This window comes from Candidatus Kurthia intestinigallinarum (genome assembly GCF_003991225.1).
GTDB lineage: Bacteria > Bacillota > Bacilli > Bacillales_A > Planococcaceae > Kurthia > Kurthia populi.
The window spans coordinates 1-25,387 of record NZ_JTFC01000039.1; the positions used below are offsets into that span (position 1 = coordinate 1).

General features: G+C 39.8%; 25 protein-coding genes, 9 tRNA genes and 1 rRNA gene. 3 read left to right on the forward strand and 32 right to left on the reverse strand.

All coding sequences use genetic code 11. The annotated features are described in order from the left end of the window. From QI30_RS14840 to acpS, 24 genes are all read right to left on the reverse strand, one after another. Window positions 1–433 (reverse strand): 16S ribosomal RNA (locus tag QI30_RS14840); the annotation flags it as partial. A 141-nt stretch (window positions 434–574) separates the two neighbouring features. Further along, window positions 575–648 (reverse strand) — tRNA-Gly (locus tag QI30_RS14845). A 3-nt stretch (window positions 649–651) separates the two neighbouring features. Next, window positions 652–728: transfer RNA gene (locus QI30_RS14850), tRNA-Arg, on the reverse strand. A gap of 37 nt (window positions 729–765) precedes the next feature. Beyond that, window positions 766–851, reverse strand: a tRNA-Leu gene (locus tag QI30_RS14855). A gap of 74 nt (window positions 852–925) precedes the next feature. Further along, window positions 926–1,001, reverse strand: a tRNA-Lys gene (locus QI30_RS14860). A 32-nt stretch (window positions 1,002–1,033) separates the two neighbouring features. Further along, window positions 1,034–1,108: transfer RNA gene (locus QI30_RS14865), tRNA-Gln, on the reverse strand. A 9-nt stretch (window positions 1,109–1,117) separates the two neighbouring features. After that, window positions 1,118–1,194 (reverse strand) — tRNA-Asp (locus QI30_RS14870). 2 nt (window positions 1,195–1,196) lie between these two features. Next, window positions 1,197–1,271 (reverse strand) — tRNA-Met (locus tag QI30_RS14875). Between the two features lie 19 nt (window positions 1,272–1,290). Beyond that, window positions 1,291–1,365: transfer RNA gene (locus QI30_RS14880), tRNA-Glu, on the reverse strand. Window position 1,366: 1 nt separating this feature from the next. Next, a tRNA-Asn gene (locus QI30_RS14885) sits at window positions 1,367–1,443 on the reverse strand. 107 nt (window positions 1,444–1,550) lie between these two features. Next, a complete protein-coding gene (locus tag QI30_RS14890) occupies window positions 1,551–2,000 on the reverse strand; it encodes a SprT family protein (RefSeq protein ID WP_126991383.1) in 450 nt (149 codons plus the stop codon). 66 nt (window positions 2,001–2,066) lie between these two features. Then, the gene (locus QI30_RS14895; RefSeq protein ID WP_126991384.1) at window positions 2,067–4,196 is read right to left on the reverse strand and encodes a Tex family protein; all 2,130 of its coding nucleotides are present in this window, start codon (window positions 4,194–4,196) and stop codon (window positions 2,067–2,069) included. 89 nt (window positions 4,197–4,285) lie between these two features. Beyond that, entirely contained in the window at window positions 4,286–4,870 is a 585-nt protein-coding gene (locus QI30_RS14900; RefSeq protein ID WP_158621046.1) for a PP2C family serine/threonine-protein phosphatase, read from the reverse strand. Next, the gene (gene sigB / locus QI30_RS14905; protein WP_126991386.1) at window positions 4,863–5,642 is read right to left on the reverse strand and encodes an RNA polymerase sigma factor SigB; all 780 of its coding nucleotides are present in this window, start codon (window positions 5,640–5,642) and stop codon (window positions 4,863–4,865) included. The genes QI30_RS14900 and sigB overlap by 8 nt, the downstream gene beginning before the upstream one ends. After that, window positions 5,620–6,093, reverse strand: coding sequence for an anti-sigma B factor RsbW (gene rsbW / locus QI30_RS14910; RefSeq protein WP_126991387.1), 474 nt, complete (start codon window positions 6,091–6,093; stop codon window positions 5,620–5,622). Before rsbW ends, sigB begins: the two co-directional genes overlap by 23 nt. A gap of 3 nt (window positions 6,094–6,096) precedes the next feature. Beyond that, complete coding sequence (locus QI30_RS14915) at window positions 6,097–6,417, reverse strand: anti-sigma factor antagonist (protein WP_126991388.1); 321 nt, start codon at window positions 6,415–6,417, stop codon at window positions 6,097–6,099. Between the two features lie 20 nt (window positions 6,418–6,437). Then, entirely contained in the window at window positions 6,438–7,421 is a 984-nt protein-coding gene (locus tag QI30_RS14920; protein ID WP_126991389.1) for a SpoIIE family protein phosphatase, read from the reverse strand. Window positions 7,422–7,468: 47 nt separating this feature from the next. Continuing rightward, on the reverse strand, window positions 7,469–7,867 hold the full coding sequence (locus QI30_RS14925; protein WP_126991390.1) for an anti-sigma regulatory factor: 399 nt from the start codon (window positions 7,865–7,867) through the stop codon (window positions 7,469–7,471). A 2-nt stretch (window positions 7,868–7,869) separates the two neighbouring features. Beyond that, the gene (locus QI30_RS14930; protein ID WP_186439686.1) at window positions 7,870–8,235 is read right to left on the reverse strand and encodes an STAS domain-containing protein; all 366 of its coding nucleotides are present in this window, start codon (window positions 8,233–8,235) and stop codon (window positions 7,870–7,872) included. Window positions 8,236–8,240: 5 nt separating this feature from the next. After that, window positions 8,241–9,017 (reverse strand): STAS domain-containing protein, encoded by a 777-nt coding sequence (locus QI30_RS14935; protein ID WP_233600610.1) that lies wholly within the window; start codon window positions 9,015–9,017, stop codon window positions 8,241–8,243. A 182-nt stretch (window positions 9,018–9,199) separates the two neighbouring features. Beyond that, a complete protein-coding gene (locus QI30_RS14940) occupies window positions 9,200–9,550 on the reverse strand; it encodes a type II toxin-antitoxin system PemK/MazF family toxin (protein WP_126991391.1) in 351 nt (116 codons plus the stop codon). A 27-nt stretch (window positions 9,551–9,577) separates the two neighbouring features. Beyond that, on the reverse strand, window positions 9,578–9,838 hold the full coding sequence (locus QI30_RS14945; RefSeq protein ID WP_126991392.1) for a hypothetical protein: 261 nt from the start codon (window positions 9,836–9,838) through the stop codon (window positions 9,578–9,580). 159 nt (window positions 9,839–9,997) lie between these two features. Further along, complete coding sequence (gene alr / locus QI30_RS14950; RefSeq protein WP_126991393.1) at window positions 9,998–11,116, reverse strand: alanine racemase; 1,119 nt, start codon at window positions 11,114–11,116, stop codon at window positions 9,998–10,000. Window positions 11,117–11,281: 165 nt separating this feature from the next. Next, window positions 11,282–11,638: a holo-ACP synthase gene (acpS, locus tag QI30_RS14955; protein WP_126991394.1), complete on the reverse strand. Its 357-nt coding sequence runs from the start codon at window positions 11,636–11,638 to the stop codon at window positions 11,282–11,284. Window positions 11,639–11,708: 70 nt separating this feature from the next. Between acpS and QI30_RS14960 the strand changes: the two genes are divergently transcribed. Next, window positions 11,709–12,329 carry a rhomboid family intramembrane serine protease gene (locus tag QI30_RS14960; RefSeq protein WP_126991395.1) on the forward strand — a complete coding sequence of 207 codons (621 nt, stop codon included), beginning with the start codon at window positions 11,709–11,711 and terminating at the stop codon, window positions 12,327–12,329. Between the two features lie 32 nt (window positions 12,330–12,361). On the opposite strand, the gene QI30_RS14965 is transcribed toward QI30_RS14960, so the two are convergent. The 6 genes from QI30_RS14965 to QI30_RS14990 all read right to left on the reverse strand — a co-directional run bounded on the left by QI30_RS14965 (window position 12,362) and on the right by QI30_RS14990 (window position 20,145). Next, window positions 12,362–13,828: a PH domain-containing protein gene (locus tag QI30_RS14965; RefSeq protein ID WP_126991396.1), complete on the reverse strand. Its 1,467-nt coding sequence runs from the start codon at window positions 13,826–13,828 to the stop codon at window positions 12,362–12,364. Beyond that, entirely contained in the window at window positions 13,821–14,300 is a 480-nt protein-coding gene (locus tag QI30_RS14970; protein ID WP_126991518.1) for a PH domain-containing protein, read from the reverse strand. The genes QI30_RS14965 and QI30_RS14970 overlap by 8 nt, the downstream gene beginning before the upstream one ends. Window positions 14,301–14,405: 105 nt before the next feature. Continuing rightward, a complete protein-coding gene (locus QI30_RS14975; protein WP_126991397.1) occupies window positions 14,406–15,944 on the reverse strand; it encodes a DEAD/DEAH box helicase in 1,539 nt (512 codons plus the stop codon). Between the two features lie 775 nt (window positions 15,945–16,719). Next, the gene (locus QI30_RS14980) at window positions 16,720–18,075 is read right to left on the reverse strand and encodes a UDP-N-acetylmuramoyl-tripeptide--D-alanyl-D-alanine ligase (RefSeq protein ID WP_126991398.1); all 1,356 of its coding nucleotides are present in this window, start codon (window positions 18,073–18,075) and stop codon (window positions 16,720–16,722) included. 15 nt (window positions 18,076–18,090) lie between these two features. Next, the gene (locus QI30_RS14985) at window positions 18,091–19,155 is read right to left on the reverse strand and encodes a D-alanine--D-alanine ligase (protein ID WP_126991399.1); all 1,065 of its coding nucleotides are present in this window, start codon (window positions 19,153–19,155) and stop codon (window positions 18,091–18,093) included. Window positions 19,156–19,383: 228 nt separating this feature from the next. Next, on the reverse strand, window positions 19,384–20,145 hold the full coding sequence (locus QI30_RS14990) for a hypothetical protein (RefSeq protein ID WP_370323623.1): 762 nt from the start codon (window positions 20,143–20,145) through the stop codon (window positions 19,384–19,386). 143 nt (window positions 20,146–20,288) lie between these two features. On the opposite strand from QI30_RS14990, the gene QI30_RS14995 reads away from it, so the two are divergent. Further along, a complete protein-coding gene (locus tag QI30_RS14995) occupies window positions 20,289–21,467 on the forward strand; it encodes an FtsW/RodA/SpoVE family cell cycle protein (RefSeq protein ID WP_126991400.1) in 1,179 nt (392 codons plus the stop codon). Window positions 21,468–22,150: 683 nt separating this feature from the next. Here QI30_RS14995 and QI30_RS15000 read toward each other — a convergent pair. Beyond that, window positions 22,151–23,317, reverse strand: coding sequence for an MFS transporter (locus QI30_RS15000; RefSeq protein WP_126991401.1), 1,167 nt, complete (start codon window positions 23,315–23,317; stop codon window positions 22,151–22,153). Between the two features lie 372 nt (window positions 23,318–23,689). Here QI30_RS15000 and QI30_RS20835 point away from each other — a divergent pair, with 372 nt between their 5' ends. Beyond that, window positions 23,690–23,827: an Lmo0850 family protein gene (locus tag QI30_RS20835; protein WP_199754697.1), complete on the forward strand. Its 138-nt coding sequence runs from the start codon at window positions 23,690–23,692 to the stop codon at window positions 23,825–23,827. A gap of 133 nt (window positions 23,828–23,960) precedes the next feature. Here QI30_RS20835 and QI30_RS15005 read toward each other — a convergent pair whose 3' ends face one another. Continuing rightward, entirely contained in the window at window positions 23,961–25,352 is a 1,392-nt protein-coding gene (locus tag QI30_RS15005; RefSeq protein ID WP_126991402.1) for an L-cystine transporter, read from the reverse strand. Window positions 25,353–25,387 lie beyond the last annotated feature (35 nt).

Here is a 25,387-nt window from a genome sequence, read left to right on the forward strand (position 1 = left end):
ACGATCCGAAAACCTTCATCACTCACGCGGCGTTGCTCCATCAGACTTTCGTCCATTGTGGAAGATTCCCTACTGCTGCCTCCCGTAGGAGTTTGGGCCGTGTCTCAGTCCCAATGTGGCCGATCACCCTCTCAGGTCGGCTATGCATCGTTGCCTTGGTAGGCCGTTACCCCACCAACTAGCTAATGCACCGCGGGCCCATCCTGTAGTGACGCCGAAGCGCCTTTTAGCTTAAAGCCATGAGGCTAAAAGAATTATCCGGTATTAGCTCCGGTTTCCCGAAGTTATCCCAGTCTACAGGGCAGGTTGCCCACGTGTTACTCACCCGTCCGCCGCTAAATCAGAGAAGCAAGCTTCTCATCATTCGCTCGACTTGCATGTATTAGGCACGCCGCCAGCGTTCGTCCTGAGCCAGGATCAAACTCTCCATAAAAAGTGTTTGAAAGCTCATTTGCTTTGCTAGCGTTATCTTGCTTGATAACATTTTTTTCGATTCAATTGAACCGAATTTATTGTGATTACATCTTGCTTGTTCAGTTTTCAAGGTTCATTTTGACCTTATAAATAATACTAATGGAGCGGGTGAGGAGAATCGAACTCCCGACAACAGCTTGGAAGGCTGTGGTTTTACCACTAAACTACACCCGCATATGGTGCGCCCAGCAGAAGTCGAATCCACAACCTTCTGATCCGTAGTCAGACGCTCTATCCAATTGAGCTATGGGCGCATTATTATAAAGTTATAATATTAAAATATGAAATATTTGGTGCGGTCGAGAGGACTTGAACCTCCACCGAGTTGCCTCGACTAGGCCCTCAACCTAGCGCGTCTGCCATTCCGCCACGGCCGCATCTCATTCAACGAAGTGTTTATATTGTAACACATATAATTCTTAGTGTCAATACTTAATTCCAAAAAATAAAATGGTGAGTCATGCAGGATTCGAACCAGCGACCCTCTGATTAAAAGTCAGATGCTCTACCAACTGAGCTAATGACTCATGACCAAAAATAACAAATGCAATAAATTAATTGGCTGGGGTACCAGGATTCGAACCTGGGCATGATGGAATCAAAATCCATTGCCTTACCGCTTGGCTATACCCCAATATTTAAATGGCGGTCCGGACGGGACTCGAACCCGCGACCTCCTGCGTGACAGGCAGGCATTCTAACCAGCTGAACTACCGGACCATTGGTTGCGGGGACAGGATTTGAACCTGCGACCTTCGGGTTATGAGCCCGACGAGCTGCCACTGCTCCACCCCGCGATAATGATATTAATTTAAATGGTGACCCCTACGGGATTCGAACCCGTGTTACCGCCGTGAAAGGGCGGTGTCTTAACCGCTTGACCAAGGGGCCATGGCTCCGTTGGCAGGACTCGAACCTGCGACCCTCTGATTAACAGTCAGATGCTACTACCAACTGAGCTACAACGGAATAATAAATAAAATTTTCGTGTCGTTCAGGTAAGTGATTACCTTGTCGACTTTCACTATTATAGAGAGGTATACAACAAACGTCAATAGTTTTTTCAAAAAAACTTTTTATTTTTTTAAAAGCTCTCCTAAACATCTGCTACAGCGGTATTTTAACGTATTTATCTTTCTTTGTCGTTGATAGCTTTGCCCACATTTACTGCATACATAATGATGTTTATATAATGTTTTTTTCACTTCCTGTTCAATAGAAGAACAGTGGCGCGGCGCACCTACTCTCACAAGAAGCTGTTTGAAGTCCCGATCCTTATGCTGATATCCCTTGTTTTCTAAATGTAAATGATAGTGACATAGCTCATGCTTAATAATCCCCGTTAATTCATTCAACCCAAATACCTCAAGCATTTTTTTATTTAATTCGATGTTATGGCTATTTAGCATATAGCGTCCACCGGTTGTTTTTAAACGTTGATTAAAAAAAGCTTGATGCCGAAATGGCTTATGAAAGTATTGCATTGAAATATCACATACTAATTGATGTACTTGTGTATCTGTCACACGTATTCCTCCTCGATAAAAAAAGTACTACCTTCTATTCTACACATAGAAGACAGCACTTTCTATTTATTGTGGTGCAAGCATCGTTAAAGCAATGCGTTCTTTTTTTGTATCAACCGAGTCCACCCATACCGTTACAATGTCGCCAAGTGATACAACATCTAATGGGTGCTTCACAAACCCTTTTTTCAGTTTTGAAATATGCACAAGTCCGTCTTGTTTAACGCCAATGTCGATAAAGGCGCCAAAATCTACTACATTTCGTACTGTTCCTTGTAGCTCCATACCCGGTTTTAAATCATCCATTTTTAAAATATCTTTCTTTAATAATGGCTGAGGGAACGCATCACGTGGGTCACGCATCGGCTTCATTAAAACATCTACCGTATCTTTTACTGTGATTTCACCAATACCTAACTCCTTGCTTAACGCCACAATGTCTAATTGACGTAATGATTCCTCCGCATCCGGTGCACCAATTGTCGTATTGGCGCGTTTTAATAACTCTTTTGCGAGTGGATAGCTTTCTGGGTGAATGCCGGTAGCATCTAACGGATTTTTTGCGTCCATGACACGTAAAAAGCCAATTGCTTGCTCGTACGTTTTCGCGCCAAGTCTTGGCACCTTTTTAAGTTGTGTACGCGCTGTAAACTTGCCAATATCGCCGCGCATCGTCACGATATTTTCTGCGACACTTTTTGATAAACCTGAAACATATTGTAAAAGAGATGCAGAGGCTGTATTCACATCAACCCCTACTTGGTTTACTGCTGTTTCTACGATAAACGTTAATGACTCGGATAATTTTTTCTGCGAAACATCATGCTGGTACTGACCAACACCCACTGCCTTCGGTTCGATTTTAACAAGCTCTGCTAGGGGGTCCTGCAAACGACGTGCAATGGATACTGCACTACGTTGCTCTACTTGTAAATCAGGAAATTCTGCACGTGCCACATCAGATGCCGAATATACACTCGCGCCCGCTTCACTCACAATGACATAAGCCGTATCACTTGAAGCTTCTTGTAACACCTCCGCTACAAAGGCCTCTGATTCACGAGAAGCTGTGCCGTTACCAATCGCAATAATCGAAATCGGATATTTCGCCAAAATCTCTTTCATAATACGCTTCGCATCCTCACGTTTTGCTTTTGGGGGATGTGGATAAATTACAGAGATATCAAGCATTTTCCCTGTATCATCTACGACTGCTAATTTACAGCCCGTACGATATGCCGGGTCAAGTCCTAATACATATTTCCCCTTCATCGGAGGCTGCAATAATAAGCTACGCAGGTTTTCAGAGAAAATATGAATGGCCTGTGCTTCTGCCTTCTCCGTTAATTCCCCGCGTACCTCGCGCTCAATTGATGGTGCAATTAAGCGTTTATAACTATCTTCAATCGCGAGTTCAAGCTGTGCAGCTGTTTTTGCTTGTGGGTTTGTAATCCACAAACGGCGCATTGCTTCCTCAATTTTTGCGACGGGCGCTTTAATAGCTACACGTAAAACCTCCTCATGCTCTCCGCGATTAATCGCGAGTGTCCGGTGTGGCACAATTTTAGCAAGTGGTTCCTCGTAGCTATAATACATTTCAAAGATGGCTTTTTCATCCTTCTCCTCATCCTTAACCGATGTAGAGATGACACCTTCCTTCCATGTGAAGCGGCGAATTGTTTCGCGAATTTTTGCATCATCACTAAAACGCTCCGCTAAAATATCGCGCGCACCTTGTAATGCTACTTCCACATCTACTTCCTCTGATACAAAGGCTTGCGCTAATTTTTCTGGTGCTTCATTTGGTAGCGCTAGTAATTGGTCTGCTAAAGGCTCTAGTCCTAGTTCTTTTGCAATCGTTGCCTTCGTACGACGTTTTTGTTTATAGGGACGGTATAAATCTTCCACTTGTTTTAAGATTGTTGCACGCGTAATTTGTGTTTGTAGCTCAGGTGTCAGCTTACCCTGTTCATCAATCGATGCAATGACCTCTTTTTTACGGTCCTCTAATTGCACTAAATAATGATGGCGGTCCTCAATGGCTTTAATTTGTACCTCATCAAGAGAGCCGGTTGCTTCTTTTCGGTAACGCGCAATAAACGGCACTGTATTGCCATCTTCTAGTAATGTAATAACTGCTGTTACCTGCTTCGGTGCGACTGTTAGTTCCTTTGCAATCATCGCTGAAAAATTCATCTACCTCATCCTTTCTCTTCGCCTCATTTTATCATTTTTCTCTATTATCCTTACATAAAAAAAGAAGGCCCGGTTTCCGGTACCTTCGATTAAAGATTGAGCATCACATACGTTAAATCGTCATCTTTATATGTGAGATATTGCTCTGTATCATCTTGCCTCAACGCTTGCCATGTTGTGCAATCAACTAATTGCTTCACATCATTTACCTCGATACCATCTGAGTGAAGGAAGCAACGATCTCCTTTTGTAAAAGAAAATGTCTCTACAAAAGGATTAATTCGTTTGCCCGCTAAATAGCCATAATGCGGCTTTGGATAACTCACATTATTTTCATGAATCAAATAACATGAAATATTGCCAACACCGCAATAATGGATTTGTTGCTGCGTGGAATCAATATAGAGAATCGACGCGACAGCTCCTTGTTGCATACGTAGTGCTTCATTGCATCTATGCATCATATCTTGAATGGATAATGTCTCACTGTATTGTTCTACAGCCTGTGTTACAAGTTTGGCACTTTCATGCGCATTTGGACCGCTTCCTAATCCATCTGTCACAACACAAACGATACGTTCACCAAACTCTCCGATAAAAAAACCGTCACCACAAACATCATATTCTTTTTTATTGCGCTGAAAAACATGATACGACCACTTTATCTTAGACACCACCTGAAGCGATAATTGCCTGCTGTAATTTTTTAATGGCTTTTCGCTGTAGACGCGACACATGCATTTGAGAAATACCTAGACGCTCACCAGCTTCTTTTTGACTTAATTGTTCTAAATAAGTCAGTTGAATAATTTGTTTCTCGCGCTCATTTAAAACATTCATTGCCTCAGAAACAATCATGCGACGATTCGTTTTCTCAAACTCATCATCCTCTTGCCCAACAACATCAAATAATGTCACCGTACTACCATCGGAATCCGATTCAATCGAGTGGTCCATTGATAGCGCTTGGTAGCTACGACTCATTTCCATTGCTTCTAGAATTTCTTCATCCGTCACTTCTAAACGCTCAGCAATTTCCGAGACTTTCGGTGAGCGCTGTAACTCTGTCGTCAATGCTTCTACTGTAGCCTTGATACGTGGACCAAGCTCTTTAATACGGCGAGGCACATGCACATCCCATGTTTTATCACGTAAGAAACGTTTGATTTCACCGACGATTGTTGGGACGGCAAACGCTTCAAAGCTACGACCAAATTCAGGATCAAAGCGACGAATTGCACCGAGCAGTCCTAGCATCCCTACTTGCACAATATCATCATGATACGAACGGCCATTTGAATACTTACGAGCAATTGATTCAACTAAATACTGATAGTTCTCCACAAGACGTGTTTGTGCTTCATCATCTTTTTCTTCTTGGTATAGTTTAATCCAAGCGAGTACTTGTTCCTTTGAGGCATTTCTAGTGGACGTCTGTTTCCACATGTGCATTCACCTGCTCTCGTGAAACATATTTGGTCATGAACACTGTTACGCCATTTTCGTTTAATACTTTTACTTCATCCATTAAACTTTCAATTAAAAATAAACCTAACCCTCCTTCACGAATAAATTCCACTTCCGTTTCTTCGTGATACGGGCCTACTTTTTCTTTTACTTCTTCAAATTCAAAGCTACGGCCATAATCCGCAACCATGATTTCTAATTTATCTTCGTATACTGCGCAACCAACAACAACTTCTTGCTTTTCTTCATCCTCTACATAAGCATGTTGAATCGCATTTGTTACCGCTTCACTTGTCGCAATTTTCAAATCTTCAATGTCGTCATAAGAAAAGCCTAGGCGACTTGCTAAACCAGATACTGTTAAGCGCGCAACACCAACGTATTGAGTCTTTGATGGGATGCGCATTTCAAAATAATCGAATTCCTTCATTACCTATGCCTCCTCCTCTACATGAATAATGCCGCTTAAACCTGTAATATCGAATAAACGTTTTAAACGTGGAGACAAGCCGATTAGTGTAAGGTCACCGCCATCTGCGATCACACTCTTATAAAATGCGACGATAACGCCAATACCTGTACTATCCATATAGCCTACATCTGCTAAATCAAGTACGGCTTTTTTTGCACTCTTCGTATCAATTGCAAGTAACTGTTCGCGTAATTTAGGTGCTGTATATGCATCAATTTCCCCGCTAATTACACCTAAAACGCTATTATCTTCTTGTATTGTAATATTTACTGTTAAATCCATTATTTACACCTCTGTTTAATTTACTGTACTTTTTTTATTACCGCTAATGTAAAATCATCACGCTGATGAAAGGCCTGGAATTTTTCAAGCGCTTTAAATACACTACGCGCTAAGTCCCCTGGCGTTTCCTCTTTCACATTAAAAATCATCTCAATTAACTCTTCTCGCGTAAGGAAACGTTCATCTTCTGTACGACACTCTGTTACGCCATCCGTCATAATGATAATCATGTCATTCGCTTCTAGTTTAATTGAACTTTCCGTATAATGAACATCTGGTAAAATCCCTAACAATAACCCTTTTGATTCATCGAGATCATAAAACTTCTGTTCTCGTGCACAATAATAAAGCGCGGGCTCATGTCCTGCCGATGCATATGTAAAAATGGACTCTTCACTGTCATATCGTCCATAGAACATCGAGATAAACATATTATCTTCTACACTTTTTTCAACGATGCGATTTAACACATCGAGCGCATATGCCGGGCTAATACTCGCTTGACCCAATGTATCAAGACCATTTTTCACCATTGACATGCAAAGCGCTGCCGGAATACCTTTTCCGACAACATCTGCTACGCCAACCCCTACAAAATCGCTATCATCATCTTGAAAATAAACATAATCGCCATTCATCTTGCCAGCTGGTACCGAAAGAAAATCAATCTCAACACCATCGAGCTCTGGCTTTTTTGTACGCAGCATCGTATTTTGCACTTTCGCTGCTAATTCAATTTCATGATTCATTGACTCTTGCTGCTCAACTAAGATTTTATGCTCACGTAGCGCTAAGCCATACTGGATCATAAATTCTGTTAGGAAATCGAGCGAAATAATGATATTATCCGTTATTCCTAATTCTTGAATTTCTTCAAGTGCAACTTTGTGGATGCTAATGACCTCTTCTGGTGTAATGTTCTTTTGGACAAGGTGGCGACTGAAGTTTTGGCCTAAATATAAATTTCTCTCTGTTTGATACTTTAAATATTGGCTAAGTAACATTGTATACTGCTTTTGTATCTCTTTCGTAACGCATCCTCACCTATCTGCTAAGACAACCATTTTACAATTGTAATCTTCGTGCCTTCTCCTACTTCTGTTTGAATATCAAATTCATCCATCAAACGCTTTACCCCTGGAAGCCCTGCTCCTAAACCATAAGAAGAAGAATATCCATCTTGAAGCACTAACTGTACATCACTAATCCCTGGCCCATAATCTTCTGCAACAATACGGATTCCTACTTTACCTTCTTTTTCGAAACGTCCAATCGTGACGCTTCCTTGCTCTGCATACAAATAAATATTTCGAGCTAGTTCACTAATTGCTGTTGTTATACGCGCTTGGTCCACAGCTCCAAAGCCTATCGCTTTCGCTTCACTACGGCCCATTTGACGTGCAGCCACAATATCCCATTCCGTCAAAATGCTCACTGAGGAAACGTCCATTCTTATCCCTCCAATTCTTGTTGTAATCGATCCAAACCACTCTCTAAATCGAGCGCCGTTAATACATTACTTAATTCAATGCCTAATTCAACAAGCGTAATCGCAATCGGTGGCTGGATACCTGTTAGCGCTACTTTTGCACCCATCATTCCTGCCATTTGAATAACCTCATCAAAGATTCGTGCAATAAACGAATCAATAAATTCAATTGCTGTCAAATCAATCACAACCCCGCGTGCATTTGTTTCATGGATTTTTTCGAGAACATCTTGTTGAAACTGTAATGCTGTTGCATCATCAAGCTCCCATTGAATTGAAATAATTAAACAGTTCTTCAATTTTAAAATCGGCACTTTTGGCTGTATCATCGTTATCACACCTCGCTAATTTTTCTCTTTGTTAAGCGTAATGCCTCTTCTACGCCACGTTGCAATGTACCTGCTGTCATAAATTCATCTAAATCAATGCCAAGCGATACAATCGTCTGGGCAATCTCTGGACGAATGCCGACGATAATACACGTAGTACCTAGTAGCTTCACCGCTTTAACTGCTTGAATAATATGATGCGTCACCATTGTATCAATGACCGGAACACCTGTAATATCGATAAGCAATACTTCTGATTTATGTTTTAATACACCTTCTAAAACATTTTCGATAATCAATTTTGCACGCGTTGTATCAATTGTGCCAACAAGTGGTAAGACGGAGATTTTATCAAGAATTGGTATAATCGGCGTCGATAGCTCTTTTAATGCGATTCGCTGCATATTCATCGCATCTTTATAGCTATGTTCATATTCTTTGACAAGAGAACGCTCAATGTCATGCATATTTTTATAATTTTCTTTTAAAAAAATGCTTAGTTTTTCAACGGAATGGGTATTTGATTTAAGAACGGCGTCTAATACAGCTTCTTCTACAAGCTGTACAAGTAATACGGTGTCCTGGAAATACTCATACTTTTGACTATATAATTGACAAAGTTGTTGACGTCTTTCCTCATCATTACAATCAATTTGCTCAAATAAATAAATCATGTCGGTGATTTTCTCATTTGCGATTTCTTGTCCATTTCCACGCTGATTCCACGCGTGCTCTACATTTGATGCAATCTCTAACTTATGCTCTTCTATCCAGTTAATCAAAAATCACCATCCCTTCAGTATAATCTTTACACAATTGTATAATATTTCTGTACATAATTCACTTTTAAAAGTCATTTTTTTCTATATCGGCTCAATTTTTATTTCTATACATAACTTTGATAGTTTTTATTTTGAATACAAAAAAGACTACTCGATCTAATAGTAGTCTTTTTTTATGTATACTAAAATTTAATGAGGCCTAAACTAATTTCCAATGCCGATTCTACTTTTTTCATTAATGGTCCGTCTAATTGTGTTATTTTATCTGTTAGTCGAGACTTATCGATTGTTCTAAGTTGTTCTAACAAAATAACCGAATCACGTTCGAAGCCATATTTTTTCGCATCAATTTCGACATGTGTAGGTAGTTTTGCTTTTTGTATTTGTGCTGTAATCGCCGCAATAATGACGGTCGGGCTAAATCTGTTTCCAATATCATTTTGAATTATCAACACCGGTCGCGTCCCACCTTGCTCGGAACCGACCACTGGTGATAAATCTGCAAAAAAGACATCTCCGCGTTTTACGTTCACATTTTCATCCTCCGTAAACGAGACGCGCTACCACATACGGCCAGTTACATGCTCCGCTTCGTACTCTACATGCAAACATTCGCTGCATATCGTAAGGTTAATTTGAGACATTTCTTCATATCCCTTAACCATTGCCTCTCGAATATGTTTTTGTTGTTCCTGACGTGCATTTTTTCGCACATCACTTTCATATGCGTAATGTTGAGCAATCTTTTGTAAAACTGCTTCATACGCTTTTTCCATTTCATATTCGGGCAATTGAACTAAATCTAATTGTTTTTGACTCACAGCCAGCACCTCCAAAACAAACCTCAATTTATAGTCGTTCTTAAATAAGCTTAACACCAATACTACCATCGATTGGTAATCTTGAAAAGGTGTAAAACAAAATAAACGATATAAGTAATATTAGTTTTCTGAATTTTCGTGCCTACTACACCGCCCGAATTAGGCTTTGTAGACGCGTGGAATTCGGGGTGTTAACATGCATGGAATCTCATAAACAATCGTATTTAGACGGCTTGCCCACTCTTGCATTGTAATTTCATCCTTGCCTTGTTTACCAATTAAAACAACACGTTCACCAACGCTCATTTTTTTTGGTAATTTAATCATAATTTGGTCCATACAGATGCGTCCGACAATTGGTGCGCGCATTCCTTGCACTAAAAATTCTTGGTTCGCAAGAGCACGAATAACGCCATCTGCATAGCCAACCGGTATCGTACCAATCCATTCGTCTTCTGTCGCTTCATACGTGGCGCCATATCCAACTGTGTCCCCTTTGTGCAATTGTTTCACATGCACAAGCTCCGTTTCAAGTGAAAATGCAGGGCATAGGTCATATGGTAAATGTTCTTCCACATAAGGTGATGGGGATAAGCCATAAAGCGAAATGCCAAAGCGAACCGCATCAAACTGTACATGCTCTTTCACAAGAGATGCAGCAGTATTTGCCGCATGCACGATACGTGGTTTTTTAGGAAGGGACGCCACAAGCTTTTTAAATGTTGCAAGCTGATGCTCATAAAACGTCGTTTGCTCCTCATCCGCTGTCGCAAAGTGTGTAAAGATACCATCTACAACGACATTTTCTAGCTGTGCAGCCTCGTATACAGCATGTAACTCTTCAGCTGTGCGCACGCCAATTCGACCCATTCCACTATCCACTTTCAAATGAATCAATAAAGGTTTTTCAAATTGTGGTGCAAGTGCTGCTACTTGTTCAAGCCACTCTGTCGAAAATACCGTTAGCGTAATATTATATTTTGCAGCATATGGCGCAAAGTGAACAGGTACTGCTCCTAAAATTAAAATCGGTGCATCCGCAATAAATTGACGTACATGCAGTGCTTCCTCTGGTGTTGCTACCGCAAGCATTGTTGCACCCGCTTTAAGTGCAACCTCCGCAACACGTATATCACCATGACCGTATGCATTTGCTTTAATAACAGCCATAATATGTACGTCCGAATGTAAGTGTTTGCGTAAATTTGAAACATTTGATTGAATCGCTTTTAAATCGATAACGGCCTTTGTAGGTCGAAAATTTTGTAGTTCTTCCATTTTGTCTAACCTCTTCTAATCGTGATTTATTCTAATATTATGTACCTCTCAACTGATGAGGTCAATCTTTTCAAAGGCTCTTTAAAAAGACATTATTTTCGATTTAAGGGCGATAATTTTCTTTACCCCTAAATTATAACTTTAAGCCCATTTTCATAAGAAACTTTACGCTTTCTCCAAAACGACCTGTGCAGCTGCATAGGCCTTTGAATGTGTAATCGATACAAAACCAGGCACTTTCTCACCTTTAAAATAAAGGAGCGGCTGGCCATTTGGTGCCTTTAAAATTTCAATATCATGCAGTGCACAGTCTTTCCCAAGTCCTGTACCAAGTGCTTTCGAAAAAGCTTCTTTTGCTGAAAAACGCCCCGCTAAAAATTCGAGCTGACGTGCTGGCTTTAACGTATCATAAATCGCACATTCCTTTGCAGTCAAAACCTTTTTTCGAAAAGCATCGCTGCGCTCATTTATTTTGGCAACACGCTCAATTTCAATAATATCGAGTCCAATTCCTGTAATCATTTAGCTCATCCTTTCTTTCTTAATCTTGAAACAGGTATAATAATAGTAACTTGGAACGAGAGGTGACGATATGTTCAACCGTAACGAAAAACTGTCGGATTATGTAAAATTGTATCCGATGGTCGCATTCCTTATTATCATTAATTTACTTGTTTATCTCGCTGGTTTAGTGCCATCCATTCGGATTGAAATACTAAATTACGGCGCAGCAGCAAACTGGTTAATTGCAGATGGTGAATATTGGCGCATTATCACGGCCGTCTTTATTCACGGAGGCTTCTTACATATTTTATCAAATATGTTTTGGCTTTACGTCTTCGGTCCAGAGCTTGAAAAAATTGCTGGTAAACTGCGCTTCTTTACCATTTACATGATGTCTGGCATCATCGGCAATGTCGCAACGTACTTTGTTCAAGGACCTGAATATGTGTCCGTTGGTGCAAGTGGCGCCATCTTCGGTATTTTAGGTGCCTTTTTAGCACTCGTTTACTATACGCGTAAGATCTTCCCGCAGCTGCGTCAAATGATTGTGCCGCTTGCTGTGATTTCTGTAATCATCACATTTTTACAGCCAAATGTAAACGCGACTGCTCACATCGCTGGCTTATTAACAGGTGCCGTTTTTGGCTTTATTAATTTCCATCCAAAAAATATTATAAAGTGGCGTGAACAGCGCCAGAAACGTTCATAAAAAAGAGGCTTCCGATTCGGAGGCCTCTTTTTTTAGTTCATTGGACGATACCAGTTAAAAATCGTCATCAACTTGTCTTTCTCAAAAAAACGTAGCGTCGTTTCAGATTCAGCTGTCCCTGCAACAATTGATACATTGATACGGGCTAAATTGCCACGCTCCGCAAAAACACTTTGCCCGACACCTAACGCCTGAATGCGGTGCTTCATCACAAAAAAGGTCTCTTTTGAAATACTGCGTGTCACAAGCGTTAGCTGCTTGTCATATAGTGCAAAGCCTGACGAACGATATTTTAAATACCCTAAAAACATAAGCAACGGTAGCAATATTAGGCTATACAGACCGTAACCATGTGGCACAAAATAGCTTACTGCTGCTACCGGAAGAATCGCCCACGCACTTGCGAATAATACGAAGCGCCACCAAGCACGTTTTGGCGCCTTCGTTAGCGTATATTCAAATTGATACCCCGGGAATAATTCTGCTAACACAGCTAGTCCTTCTCGTTTTTTAATAAGCGGCACGAGTGAAATTTTCGACTCCCCCTCGCCCTCTGTATTGCCAGCGCTCTCTAGCTGAATCGCCGCAAATCCAAAAAGCTGACGGAAAGGCGTTTCAACAATTTTAATGCCTTGGATACGCGATAACGGTACAGCGACACGCTTTTTCTCAAGCAATCCCTTTGAAATAAATAAACGATCCCCTTCTCGCTCCACCATAAAATTCGCATGATTTAAATACGTAATAACGACGGAAATGAGCCAAGAAATGAAAAGTATCACAAATACGATTAATGACACGATTAAAATACCAATTTTCATAAAGTCTTTTAATTCATTAAAAATAAGCTCATACGGAATAATGTCTGATAACTGAGACATAATCGCGGCTACTGCTGAAAAAATCACCCCAATCCCACTTGACGTCGTCGCTAAAATAAATAAGTTTTTCGTCGTCATTTTATAGACCGTTTCACGTGTAACAATTTCTTTCTTTTCAGCAATAACGCCCTCTTTAGCGACTTTTTCTTGTCGTTTTGCACGTTTTGTCGCCGTATCAATCCAGTCTGCCTGCTCACGAGAAATAGCGGTTAAATCAATACCAGAATCTTCACTACCTGCTGTCTCAATCGACACTTTTACAAGCCCAAACGGACGGTGAAAAATTCCTTCCTTAAAATTTACACTTTGAATTCGCTCAAACGGCGCATACTGATGCTTTTTAACAAATAAACCTTTCTCCACATGCAGCTCATCATTTTCAACCCAGTACACATGCTTTCGCCATGATAGCCATACGAACACAAATAAAATGCATAGTAAAAAGAATACAACGAACAGCCCTAATAAAGTCCACTTAAAATTGGGGTCTGCCGGATTCCATGGAATGTTTTTAATATTTAAGATAAAGATAATCGCAAAGCCCGCAACGGTTTCTTTCACGATTTTTAAAAGTTTTAATAAAATCGTAATCGGATGAAGATGCTGTTTCTCATACATCGTCTTCAGCCACCCTTGCTAATGCGGAAATTTTCGAGCGCAGTGCATCCGCCTCTTCTTCCGTTAGCGCCGGAATGGTATGAACGGTTGCCGCTGTCGAAATCGAGATTTCTGCCAGATGATATTTTTTTAAAATCGGTCCCTGCGTTGTATTGACATGTTGTACACGCACCATTGGCACGAGCACGCGTTCAATAATAAATAAACCATATTTCAGTTCAATTTCTTCTTCTCGTACCTCATAGCGCCAATGACGCCATTTTATTTTCGGAAAAATAAAGATTGCTGTAGCCATTTCGATGACTGCTAACGCGATAATAATGATATAAATCCATGAGTACCAATCAAAAAAATACGTTAGCACGCCAATAAGCGCCAAAATGAGCCATACAATGACGGTTTGAATGACACCATGAATACGCCATACCGTAAGTCCTTTTTTAGAAATCTGTTGCTGTGGTTCCTGCAAAATCTTCACCCTTTCTTCGTTAGTCCTCTAAGTTTCTCATACATTACACGCGAGCACAAAAAAAGAGAGGTCAGGGATAATCCCTGGCCTCTCTTGAAATTTGCGTTATTAGCCTTCGTTGTTGTGACGACGAGGACGACGATCTCCGCCTTCGCGACGACGACGGTCTCCGCCGCCACCATTGCCACGACGTTCTCCACCGCGTTCTCCGCCATCACGACGACGACGATCTCCGCCATTGCTACGATTACGGTTGCCACCGCGGAAGTTACGGTTACCACCGCGACCGCCACCGTTACCACGGCCACCGCCACCGCCACGACGCATTGGAAGTGGACGTTCTTCAGAAATTTTGATTGGTGTATCATCTGGCTCTTTTGTTAATGATTTAAGAGCAGCTGCAACTAAATCAATTGCATCTGTATCTTTTAATAACTCTTCAGCCATTGCACGGTAAGTGCTTAAATGATTTTTCTCAACGATTTCTTTTAATTGTTGAACTGCAACTTCTTGTTGACCAACTAAAGCTTCATCAGCTGTTGGTGGTTTAAGAGGTGTCATACGTTTTTTCGTAGTTTCTTCTACAATACGTAAGTAGCTCATTTCACGTGGTGTTACGAATGTTACAGCAACACCTGATTTACCAGCACGACCAGTACGACCGATACGGTGAACGTATGATTCTGGATCTTGTGGAATATCGAAGTTGTAAACGTGTGTTACGCCTGAGATATCAAGACCACGAGCAGCTACGTCTGTTGCTACTAATACATCAATTTTGTTTTCTTTGAATTGACGTAATACAGAAAGACGTTTCGCTTGAGAAAGGTCACCGTGGATACCTTCAGCAATGTAACCGCGGATGCTAAGTGCATGTGATAATTCATCAACACGGCGTTTAGTACGACCGAATACGATTGCAAGTTCTGGTTTTTGAACGTTTAATAAACGAGATAAGATATCGAATTTTTCACGTTCTTGAGATTTCACGAAGAATTGTTCGATGTTATCTACTGTTAATTCTTTCGCTTTGATTTTTACGCTTTCAGGCTCTGTCATGAATGTATCTGCAATTTTACGGATTGCTGGAGGCATTGTAGCAGAGAATAAAAGTGTTTGGCGTTCAGATGGTACGTTTTCTAAGATTGCATTGATATCTTCAATGAATCCCATGTTTAACATTTCATCTGCTTCGTCTAAAACTAATGTTTTAACGTTTTCTAATTTTAACGTACGGCGTTTAATGTGGTCTAAAATACGACCAGGTGTACCTACGATAATTTGTGGTTTGTTTTTAAGTGCGCGGATTTGGCGGCTAATATCTTGACCACCGTACACTGAAAGAATCTTAGAACGTTTACCGTAACCAATTTTGTGTAGCTCTTCAGAACATTGAATGGCTAATTCACGAGTTGGTGCGATTACTAGTGCTTGGATTGTTGGTTCTTTAGGATCTACCTTTTCAATTAATGGAACACCGAAAGCAACTGTTTTACCAGTACCTGTTTGTGCTTGACCGATAATGTCATGGCCTTCAACAGCTAGAGGAATAGTACCTGCTTGGATTGGTGTTGCTTCTTCAAATCCCATACGTTCTAGGGATTTTAATGTAGATTCGCTAATATTTAATTCTGAAAAATTTGTCAAACTTCTCATTCTCCTTTTAGTTAAGTGTGCAGTTGACAAATGGTTACATTTTCAGATGAAAATAGGGCAAATCGAGCCTCATGTCTAGGATGTTCATATCCTGAACGCTTATACCTTCGTTAAAATACGAAGTATGTTTATATAAAGTAAAGCCCGGACTTTGCCGAGCGGTTTAATTTCGAAGTTATAAAACCTCAACATCATTGACCGTTAATGTTCAAAAAAAAGTACTCCCCATATCAAATGACCGGAGAGTCTCATACAAAATGTATCCATTGCTTTAAATATTCTAACATGCGGTTTGTCACTATGCAACGAATAACAACCGATTGAAATTTTCTGAAAATTAATCTTTGTCCATAAAAGCGCTATCATTTTATGCTACTTTAAAGAAAACAATGCCCACCTATGAAATGCAGTGGGTATTCTTTTAACTACTAGAAGTAAAGTGCGATAGAACGCGCCTTTCATCAATTTTTACCTTTTCAAATACTACTAAAAACTAGCAATATTAACCGAGAAGAAAAGTGTGTTTTTTAGCCTATTAAAAAAAACGATCCTTGAAAATAGTCTTTTTCTTCATGTCTTATCTCATATCAAAAATTTATTGTTTTTCGCTAAAATCGCCATCAAAAAAGAGGCTGGGACATACGTATAAAAACAACCGTTCATATGAGCATAAGAAAAGCCGGAATCGCGCTGTAGCGCGGTTCCGGCTTTTCATTGCGAACGCTAAAAAGAAAAATGACGTGTTTTGTCCCAGCCTCTTTTCATACTATTTCACAAATGCTTGTAAAATGTTTTCAAGCGCCATGCCACGAGATCCTTTTAATAATACTAAAGAATCCGCTGATGCATGCTGTGCAATATGTTCAATAATCGGTGCATAATCTTCTGCACTCCATAACACATCTGCTTGGTCTTTAATCTTATTATAAAGCGCCTCCATGCGTGGTCCATATAGACACACATGCTGAATCGCGTCTAAGTTTAAATCGTCGGCAATGTTTTCATGATATTCACGCTCTAATGTACCAAGCTCTAGCATATCGCCTAGCACGACCCATTTGTCGCTGCGCATTGTCGCATGCTCAACGAAGTTAAGCGCGGCACGTACAGAAGTCGGTGCCGCATTATAGGCATCGTTAATGAATAAAATATCTTTTTTGCCTTCAACAAGTTGCATACGCATATTTGTCAGCTCGACGCCTTTTAATGATTCACGAATTTGGTCATTCGTTAAACCAATATCTTGTGCAATTAAAATCGCAATCAACGTATTTTTCACTTGGTGACGACCTAGTACAGAAATAAAGAAGTTGTCCTCTAATAAACCATGCACATCAAAGTGACTACCCTTTTCATCCTCTGTAATATTTGCCGCATATAAATCATCGGTGTCGGCTAAGCCAAATGAAATCGCATGGATATTCTCTGCTGCGACAAGTGGACGTAATAATGGCTCGTCACCATCATAGAAGAATTTGCCGTCTGCTTGTAGACCTTGTACGATTTCAAATTTCGCTTTTGCGATACCCTCACGAGAACCGAGCGCTTCCATATGTGCCTCACCAATATTTGTGATGACCGCATAATGTGGCTCCGCTAATTTTGTTAGTAACTCGATTTGGTGGAATCCATCCATCCCCATTTCAAGTACCGCAAATTGCGTATCCTCATCTAAGCCAAGTAATGTCAGTGGTAAGCCTAGTTGGTTATTATAGTTACCTTCTGTTTTTTGTACTTTATAGTAAGGCGCTAATGTGCCCGCAATTAAATCTTTTGTTGATGTTTTACCATTTGAACCCGTTACCGCGATAAATGTCGCGTTGTGCTCACTGCGATACGCGCGTGCCATTTGTTGAAGGGCTTCCTCTGAATCTTCAACGAAAAGAAGTGGTACATCTTGCGGTGGATTTGGCTCATCCTTTTGCCAAAATGCAGCTGCTGCACCTTGTTCAAAAGCTTGCGCTACATATTTATGACCATTCACGTTTTCACCACGGAATGGAATGAATAAATCACCTGGCTCTAGCGTACGTGTATTAATGGATACACCGGTTACAACGGCTTCCTCAAATGTTTGAGCGATGCCAAGCCATGCTGCGATTTCATTAATCGTCTTTTTCATGTTTGAGGACTCCTCTTATTGATATTGAAGTTGTTGTTTTTCAGTGTGGCGTTCGATGCCAAGGTTGATTAATTTTTCGATTAATTCGTTGTATGGAAGACCAGTGTTTTTCCAAAGAATTGGATACATACTTACTGGTGTGAAACCAGGTAATGTATTAACTTCGTTGATGAAGATTTCGTTTTCTGCTGTTACGAAGAAATCTGCACGCACTAAGCCAGAACCATCTAAAATTTTGAATGCGCGTTTCGCCATATCAGAAAGTTGTGCTTCTACATCAGCAGTTACAGGTGCAGGAATTAATAAATCTGTGCTGTTGTCATTGTATTTTGAATCGTAGTCGTAAAATGCTGTTTTTGGTTTAATTTCACCAGGTACAGATGTTTCTGGTTCATCATTACCAAGAACCGCCATTTCTACTTCACGAGCTACAACACCCGTTTCGACAACAATTTTACGGTCATATTTAAGTGCTAATTCAACCGCTTCGATTAATTTTTCGCGGTCATCTGCTTTTGATACACCAACACTTGAGCCTAAGTTTGCTGGTTTAACGAACATTGGGTACGTTAATTTTTCTTCCATTTCAGCGATTAATGCATCTTGTTGTTTATGCCAATCATTACGAATGAAGTATGTGTAAGGAACTTGAGGTAAGCCAGCGATTTCGAATAATTGTTTCATTGAAACTTTATCCATACCAGCTGAAGAAGCTAATACACCATTACCTACGTACGGTAAGTTTAATACTTCTAAGAAACCTTGTACGGTACCATCTTCACCGTTTGTACCGTGAAGTAATGGGAAGATAACGTCGAATTTACGTTCTTTTAAAGAAGTTAAAAATTCTGTTACGTCATTTTCTGAATCTGCATCACGAGTAAACGCTAATTGTTCAATTGATTCGACAGGTGCTGTTAATTGTTCACCTACACGCCATTCACCGCCACGTGTGATGAATACTGGGAAAATATCGTATTTATCAAAGTTTAATGCTTGTGTTGCAGCCTTTGCTGTTGATAATGACACATCATGCTCTGCTGATTTACCACCGTATAATAAGCCTAATTTTTTATTCATAATAATGAGTTCCTCCAAATTTTAATTGGTCTACGAACGAATGTCCCTGAATTGAATAGGACGATTTCTATCGGACAAAGTTTCTCTAACTTGATGCGAGAAAAATATCATTACTTATAATAGCACTCTCTCACGCATTTTCATAAAAAAATCTAAAAAAAAGATTCCATTCGTCACACGAAAGGAATCCTATCCACCTATCCAACAACTGAAATAAATTTTTACGGACTACTTATGTACTTCTAGTACCCCATCTGGCTTTTGCTTTAACAATGAATTTAAATCGTCCCAAATCTCATCGACAAAATTAATATCCGCCACATTACGCACCTCAAGCACATAGGCTACTTTCGGCTTTTCAATACGATACATTGAAAAAAGCGCGCCGTCCTTCATATGATCGCGGAATGTATCACACACATCAATTGTAAAATGCGGCATAACGGTCGCCACGCGTCGACGCCAAAAGCTCGTTTGACGCTCTTTGAGTTGGATGACATTGTTGAAAACATTGACGACAAGACGGTCATTGTCTGCTAAATTTCGAAAATAAACTTTTGTATACTTATCCTCTTTATTTTCTAAGTAGACGTATTTATTTTGTAGCTGATGATAAAAAGGTGAACGTAATGGCTCCTTTTTATGCCCGATATAAAGAAGCTCCGCCTGTTCCTGCGGTGTTAATAAATTCAACTTTTTCTCATCTGAAAAATCAATCCAACATAAATCTTGCTTTGAATCTGAAATTTTCTTTGCAAAGTAAGGCATGCTTTTTTCGTCCACAAACCCTAAGCGCGTGTGCATGTTAAACGAGCCATCTTCGAACTCATTTTTCAACAGTAAAATATTTTGAAGCGAACCGACTGAAGAAGCAAATTCGTGAAATTTTAAACCGCTCAATACCACAAATTGGTTCAGCTCATTAACATGCACATATAAATGATGCAAAAAATCATCCGCAGCTCGCATTTTCTTTGCCAAGTCGATCACCCCATTCCTCTTCTTATTATAGATTGAATTGCATGAATTTGAAACATTTGTGATTCGATTTCGTCACAACTTTATGCACGAGCGTGTTACAATGAAATACGCTATAATAATTAAGTGAAATAATTAATATTTAGGTGGCAAATATGAATAACAATCGAAAAAATTTCTTCGATCGTTTGGATTGGACGTTAATCTTCATTTTGGCACTTTTTTGTATTGTTAGTATCGCCGCAATTTCATCTGCGCAAATGTCTGGTCAATACGCAACGAACTTCGTACCACGTCAATTATTCTGGTATGTAGTAGCGGGCGGTATCATCGCTGCGATGATGTACTTTGAACCAGAGCAATACAAAAAAATGGCCTGGTATTTGTATGGCATCGGTATTTTTATACTAGCAGTATTAGTTATACTACCCGACTCAATGGCACTTGTTGAACCACGTAACGGTGCTAAGAGTTGGTTCCACTTAGGCTTTGCCGACATCCAGCCGTCCGAGTTTATGAAAACATTTTATATTCTCGCACTCGCACGTGTTGTTTCTAAGCATAATGAAAACACTTCCGTCAAAACGATTAAAACCGACTTTATTTTATTAGGGAAAATCTTTTTAACATTACTTGTGCCATTAGCATTTATTATGCAACAGCCTGACCTTGGTACAAGTTTAGTATTCTTAGCCATTACAGCTGCGATGGTTATCGTCGCTGGTGTTGCTTGGCGTATTATCTTACCGGTTGCTATTGGCGCAGCTGGTATTGGTGGTACCCTACTATGGATGGCGCTTTACAAGCAAGAATTTTTAAATGCGACACTTGGTGTTAAAACCTATCAATTCGCACGTATTTATTCTTGGCTAGACCCATACTCATATTCATCAAGTGATGGCTATCACTTAGTGAAATCGCTTAATGCGATTGGCTCTGGTCAAATTTTCGGTAAAGGCTATAAAGGGCATGAAGTGTATGTACCGGAAAACCATACCGACTTTATCTTTAGTATCATCGGCGAAGAATGGGGCTTTATCGGCGCTAGTGCTGTCATCGTACTATTCTTCTTCCTGATTTATCACTTAACAAAATTAACATTGCAAATGAAAGATCCATTCTGTACATATGTATGTGCGGGGATTATTGCGATGATTACGTTCCACGTATTAGAAAATATCGGTATGACAACGCAAGTTTTACCAATCACTGGTATCCCACTACCATTCATTAGTTATGGTGGTAGTTCGATGATGGGTAATGCCTTTGCGCTTGGACTTGTATTTAGTATGAAGTTCCACCATCACACATATATGTTTGGTCGAGACGATTAACTAAAGACGCAACACTTTTGAATGAAAAGGTGCTGCGTCTTTTGTTTTGTATACATTTCATTGAAATCGCTCATTCACTCAAGAAGCGTGTTTTGGCTACGACATATTTCATAATAAGCGACAATAGACGGCTATTGGCGCATGAAAAAAAGAAGTTTTATTAACTATGCTGTAAATGCTGTCAACGTAAATTTTTATTTACTAAAAAATGCGCAGATATTTACGATTTTTGGTCTATGCATTTTGCTGATTTAGCCCCGTAGAGTCTCAAAAAGAGCCTATTTCATGGAATTTTGGGCTGTTTTTACACAAAAGTTGACGCAAAATGCATACAGCTATCATTTAGTTTATTTTTTATAAAATGCGACACACCGCATGTGGGTGCTTACATAACAGCGACAAAAAACACCCCTCGGAGCGTCAAAACGAACCCAAAATCGTGAAAAACGGGTAACAAAACGCCCCGTTTCTGTCATCCACTTTACTAAATCATCGTAACTATCCGGCGAGCTTTTGTAGTTATTTGTGAAAATAAAGAGCCTCAGCATATGTTTAATAAAAACCTAGTGACATTCACCCGGGTATGACACATATTCAAAAATATGTTGTATCCAAAACACGCCACTTGGGAAAATACGCAATTTAAAAAGAGCCACCAAAAATTGGCGACTCTTCTTTTTGTGCTACGCTTTTTTCTGACGTAATGATTTTGAACTGCGTGTAAATAACACAAGTATGGTTATACTAATGATTGCAAGCACAGCCGACACATAATACGTGTTGCCGCCCTGCCATGTTAATAGCCATGTGAAAAATAACGGGCCGATAATTCGGCCTAGATTATCCATTGAATAACTTAAGCCCGCTGCCGTTCCGTACATACCGCCAGATTCCTTTGATGCGAGTGACGTATTTAATGTACGCGCAAGTGCATTCCCTGCTGTGAAAACGCATAGTGCCACACCCGCATAAATTAAATTCGTCGTAAATGGTAGCATTAACAGACCAATAGCTGTCAGCACTTGTGCACCTGCTAGCCATTTTACTTCTTGACCATCCTTCACTTTGCGCACGACCATTCCTTGAATAAAAAAGTCAACGAAGCCGCTAAATAAAAATAACGAGCCTAGTTGAGCAGACGTAATATTAATTTGATCGATTTGGAATAGCTGTAACGTCGATTCCACACCTGAAAGTAAAAATGTCACAATGAATGAGAAAATAAATAAATAGCGCACACGATAGCTAAAGAGCTTTGATGTACCTTGTGGAATAATTTCCTTCGCAGAACCTAGTTTTCGTGTTTCTGGCTCTTTTAATACTGCCGATGCATAGAATAATAGCAAGAAAATTAAGATGGCTGACACGAAAAATGGTAGTGTTAGACTGATTTGACCAAGCAACCCGCCAATTGCTGGTCCAAAAATAAACCCTAGCCCAATCGACATTCCCATAAAACCCATATACATATTGCGGTTATCATCAGTTGAAATATCACCAATAAAGCCTGTAACCGCTGTGTAAAGAGCGCCTGAGAATAAACCGCCGATGACGCGTGATGCGTAAAGCATCGGTAATGAATCGATAAATAATGCAATCATTAAAAAGCTCACACTAAAGCCGACAAGCCCCACTAAAATTAATTTTTTACGCCCAATACGGTCGGATAACCGGCCCCACAGTGGTGCTGTGAAAAAACTTGCTAGCGCATAAATCGTTAGTAGGCCACCGACATGCATATCATGAAACCCTTGATTTACAATAACTTCCGGCAAAATTGGAATAATTAAGCCAAAGCCAAAATATACGAAAAATTGTACAGATACTAATAACATAACTGCCTTTTTCATCGTTTCTCCTCCTTCCATTAGCCCCCTCAAAAATGAAAATGCTTACAAATTAGTGTACTGCTAGTGAATACGAAATGGCAATTACATTATATTCTCATTTATTTTTTTAAAAAAATAGGTGTTTTAGCTTTTTTTTCGGGAATAAATAATACAGTAAATTAATAATAGGCGTTGATAAATAAGGGTTTACACAAAATTTACAATTCTTCATTCTATTTAAAAAAATTTACGAATGTAACAATTTTGAAAAACTCTCATTGAGAAAATCATGTTATTATAAATATATTAACAACTTTGTCAAATGAAATGCTGAAACTTCTTATTTGAACTCAGCGTCTTATTATAAAACAAACGAAATTGAGGTGGCTCATGATGACAAAAGAAGTTGACATTACAAAAATTATTTCAAATTTGTCTAAGTTAGGCGTTAAAGCATCAAAAACAAAATCCCGCTTAGAATTGCTTAAAACACTTGCCCCACCGAAATCAACTCCGCAAACTCAAAACTAGATTACTTGAATTTGCTTCGACCATGTCGGAGTTTTTTTCTGCATACATATTGATTTGATGACGTCCAATCGATGGGCGTTTTTTAATACAAAAAAAGAGGCTTAGACGCAATGTCCAAGCCTCTTTTTCATATTTAAATTTCAGCTAAATCTTGAGGATCTTTTGAGTTGTATGTGTCTCGGTCCAATTCCCCTGTTGCACGCGCAGTCGTTACACCCGCAACCATTGAGTCACTAACGTTAAGCGCTGTACGTCCCATATCGATTAATGGTTCAACAGAGATTAAAATACCGGCTAATGCAACTGGTAAGTCCATCGCAGATAAAACAATGATGGCTGCGAATGTCGCACCCCCACCAACACCTGCTACGCCGAATGAGCTAATTGCGACAACGGCGATTAGCATTAAAATAAATTGCCATTCAAATGGGTTGATGCCCACACTTGGTGCAATCATAATCGCAAGCATTGCTGGGTACACACCGGCACAACCATTTTGACCAATTGATACACCGAATGAACCGGCAAAGTTTGCAATCCCTTCTGGAACACCTAAACGCTTACGTTGTGTTTCAATGTTCATTGGTAATGTACCCGCACTTGAACGAGATGTGAACGCGAATAGTAACGTTGGTGCTACTTTTTTCACATATGTGATTGGGCTCATACCTGTTAGGGAAATGATAATAAGGTGAATAATGAACATCGTGATTAATGCGACATACGATGCAATGACGAATTTACCCATATTGTAAATGGCGTTAAAGTCAGATGTTGCGACGGTATTTGTCATAATTGCTAAAATACCGAATGGTGTTAAACGTAAAACTAATGTAACGATACGCATTACTAATGCGTAAATCGTATCGACTGCTTTTTTAATATATGTGGCATGCTCTTCGTCTTTACGTACAAGACCTAAGTAAGCAAAGCCGACAAATACGGCGAAAATAACGACCGCAATAGTTGATGATGGACGAGCGCCTGTTAAATCTAAGAATGGATTCGCTGGAATAAATTCTAAGATTTGTTGAGGTAATGATTTATCGCCCATTTCTTCTGATTTCGCTGTGATTTCTTGACCACGTGCTTGCTCTGCATCCCCACTAACTAATGATGAGCCATCTAAGTTAAATGATAATGCCGAAGCAATCCCTACTGAAGCGGCAACTGCTGTTGTCCCTACAAGTACGGCTAAAATAATTGCGGCATATTTACCAAAGCTTTTCCCTGCTACTACTTTTGTAAAAGCAGCAACGATTGAGATGAAGACAAGTGGCATCGCAACCATTTGTAATAATTTAACGTAACCTGAGCCGATAATACCGAACCAGTCCGTAGTAGTGGCTGTAATTGTTGAATCAACGCCGTAAATAAAGTGTAGAGCTAATCCAAATAGAATCCCTAAACCTAAACCGGCGAATACACGTTTAGAAAATGATACGTGCTTTTTGTTCATTTTAAATAAAAGCATTAATAAAACAAACATCACGACCATGTTCACAATAATCCATACTGTATCCATGTGTTTATTCCTCCATATGACTTAATTATTTTCGT

Coding starts and splice junctions, on each gene's coding strand:
- QI30_RS14895 (WP_126991384.1), bottom strand. CDS start 4,196: ATGAATTTTTCAGCGATGATTGCAAAGGAACTAACAGTCGCACCGAAG.
- sigB (WP_126991386.1), bottom strand. CDS start 5,642: ATGTGGAAACAGACGTCCACTAGAAATGCCTCAAAGGAACAAGTACTC.
- rsbW (WP_126991387.1), bottom strand. CDS start 6,093: ATGAAGGAATTCGATTATTTTGAAATGCGCATCCCATCAAAGACTCAA.
- QI30_RS14915 (WP_126991388.1), bottom strand. CDS start 6,417: ATGGATTTAACAGTAAATATTACAATACAAGAAGATAATAGCGTTTTA.
- QI30_RS14920 (WP_126991389.1), bottom strand. CDS start 7,421: ATGTTACTTAGCCAATATTTAAAGTATCAAACAGAGAGAAATTTATAT.
- QI30_RS14925 (WP_126991390.1), bottom strand. CDS start 7,867: ATGGACGTTTCCTCAGTGAGCATTTTGACGGAATGGGATATTGTGGCT.
- QI30_RS14930 (WP_186439686.1), bottom strand. CDS start 8,235: ATGATACAGCCAAAAGTGCCGATTTTAAAATTGAAGAACTGTTTAATT.
- alr (WP_126991393.1), bottom strand. CDS start 11,116: ATGGAAGAACTACAAAATTTTCGACCTACAAAGGCCGTTATCGATTTA.
- acpS (WP_126991394.1), bottom strand. CDS start 11,638: ATGATTACAGGAATTGGACTCGATATTATTGAAATTGAGCGTGTTGCC.
- QI30_RS14960 (WP_126991395.1), top strand. CDS start 11,709: ATGTTCAACCGTAACGAAAAACTGTCGGATTATGTAAAATTGTATCCG.
- QI30_RS14965 (WP_126991396.1), bottom strand. CDS start 13,828: ATGTATGAGAAACAGCATCTTCATCCGATTACGATTTTATTAAAACTT.
- QI30_RS14980 (WP_126991398.1), bottom strand. CDS start 18,075: ATGAAAAAGACGATTAATGAAATCGCAGCATGGCTTGGCATCGCTCAA.
- QI30_RS14985 (WP_126991399.1), bottom strand. CDS start 19,155: ATGAATAAAAAATTAGGCTTATTATACGGTGGTAAATCAGCAGAGCAT.
- QI30_RS14995 (WP_126991400.1), top strand. CDS start 20,289: ATGAATAACAATCGAAAAAATTTCTTCGATCGTTTGGATTGGACGTTA.
- QI30_RS15000 (WP_126991401.1), bottom strand. CDS start 23,317: ATGAAAAAGGCAGTTATGTTATTAGTATCTGTACAATTTTTCGTATAT.
- QI30_RS20835 (WP_199754697.1), top strand. CDS start 23,690: ATGACAAAAGAAGTTGACATTACAAAAATTATTTCAAATTTGTCTAAG.
- QI30_RS15005 (WP_126991402.1), bottom strand. CDS start 25,352: ATGGATACAGTATGGATTATTGTGAACATGGTCGTGATGTTTGTTTTA.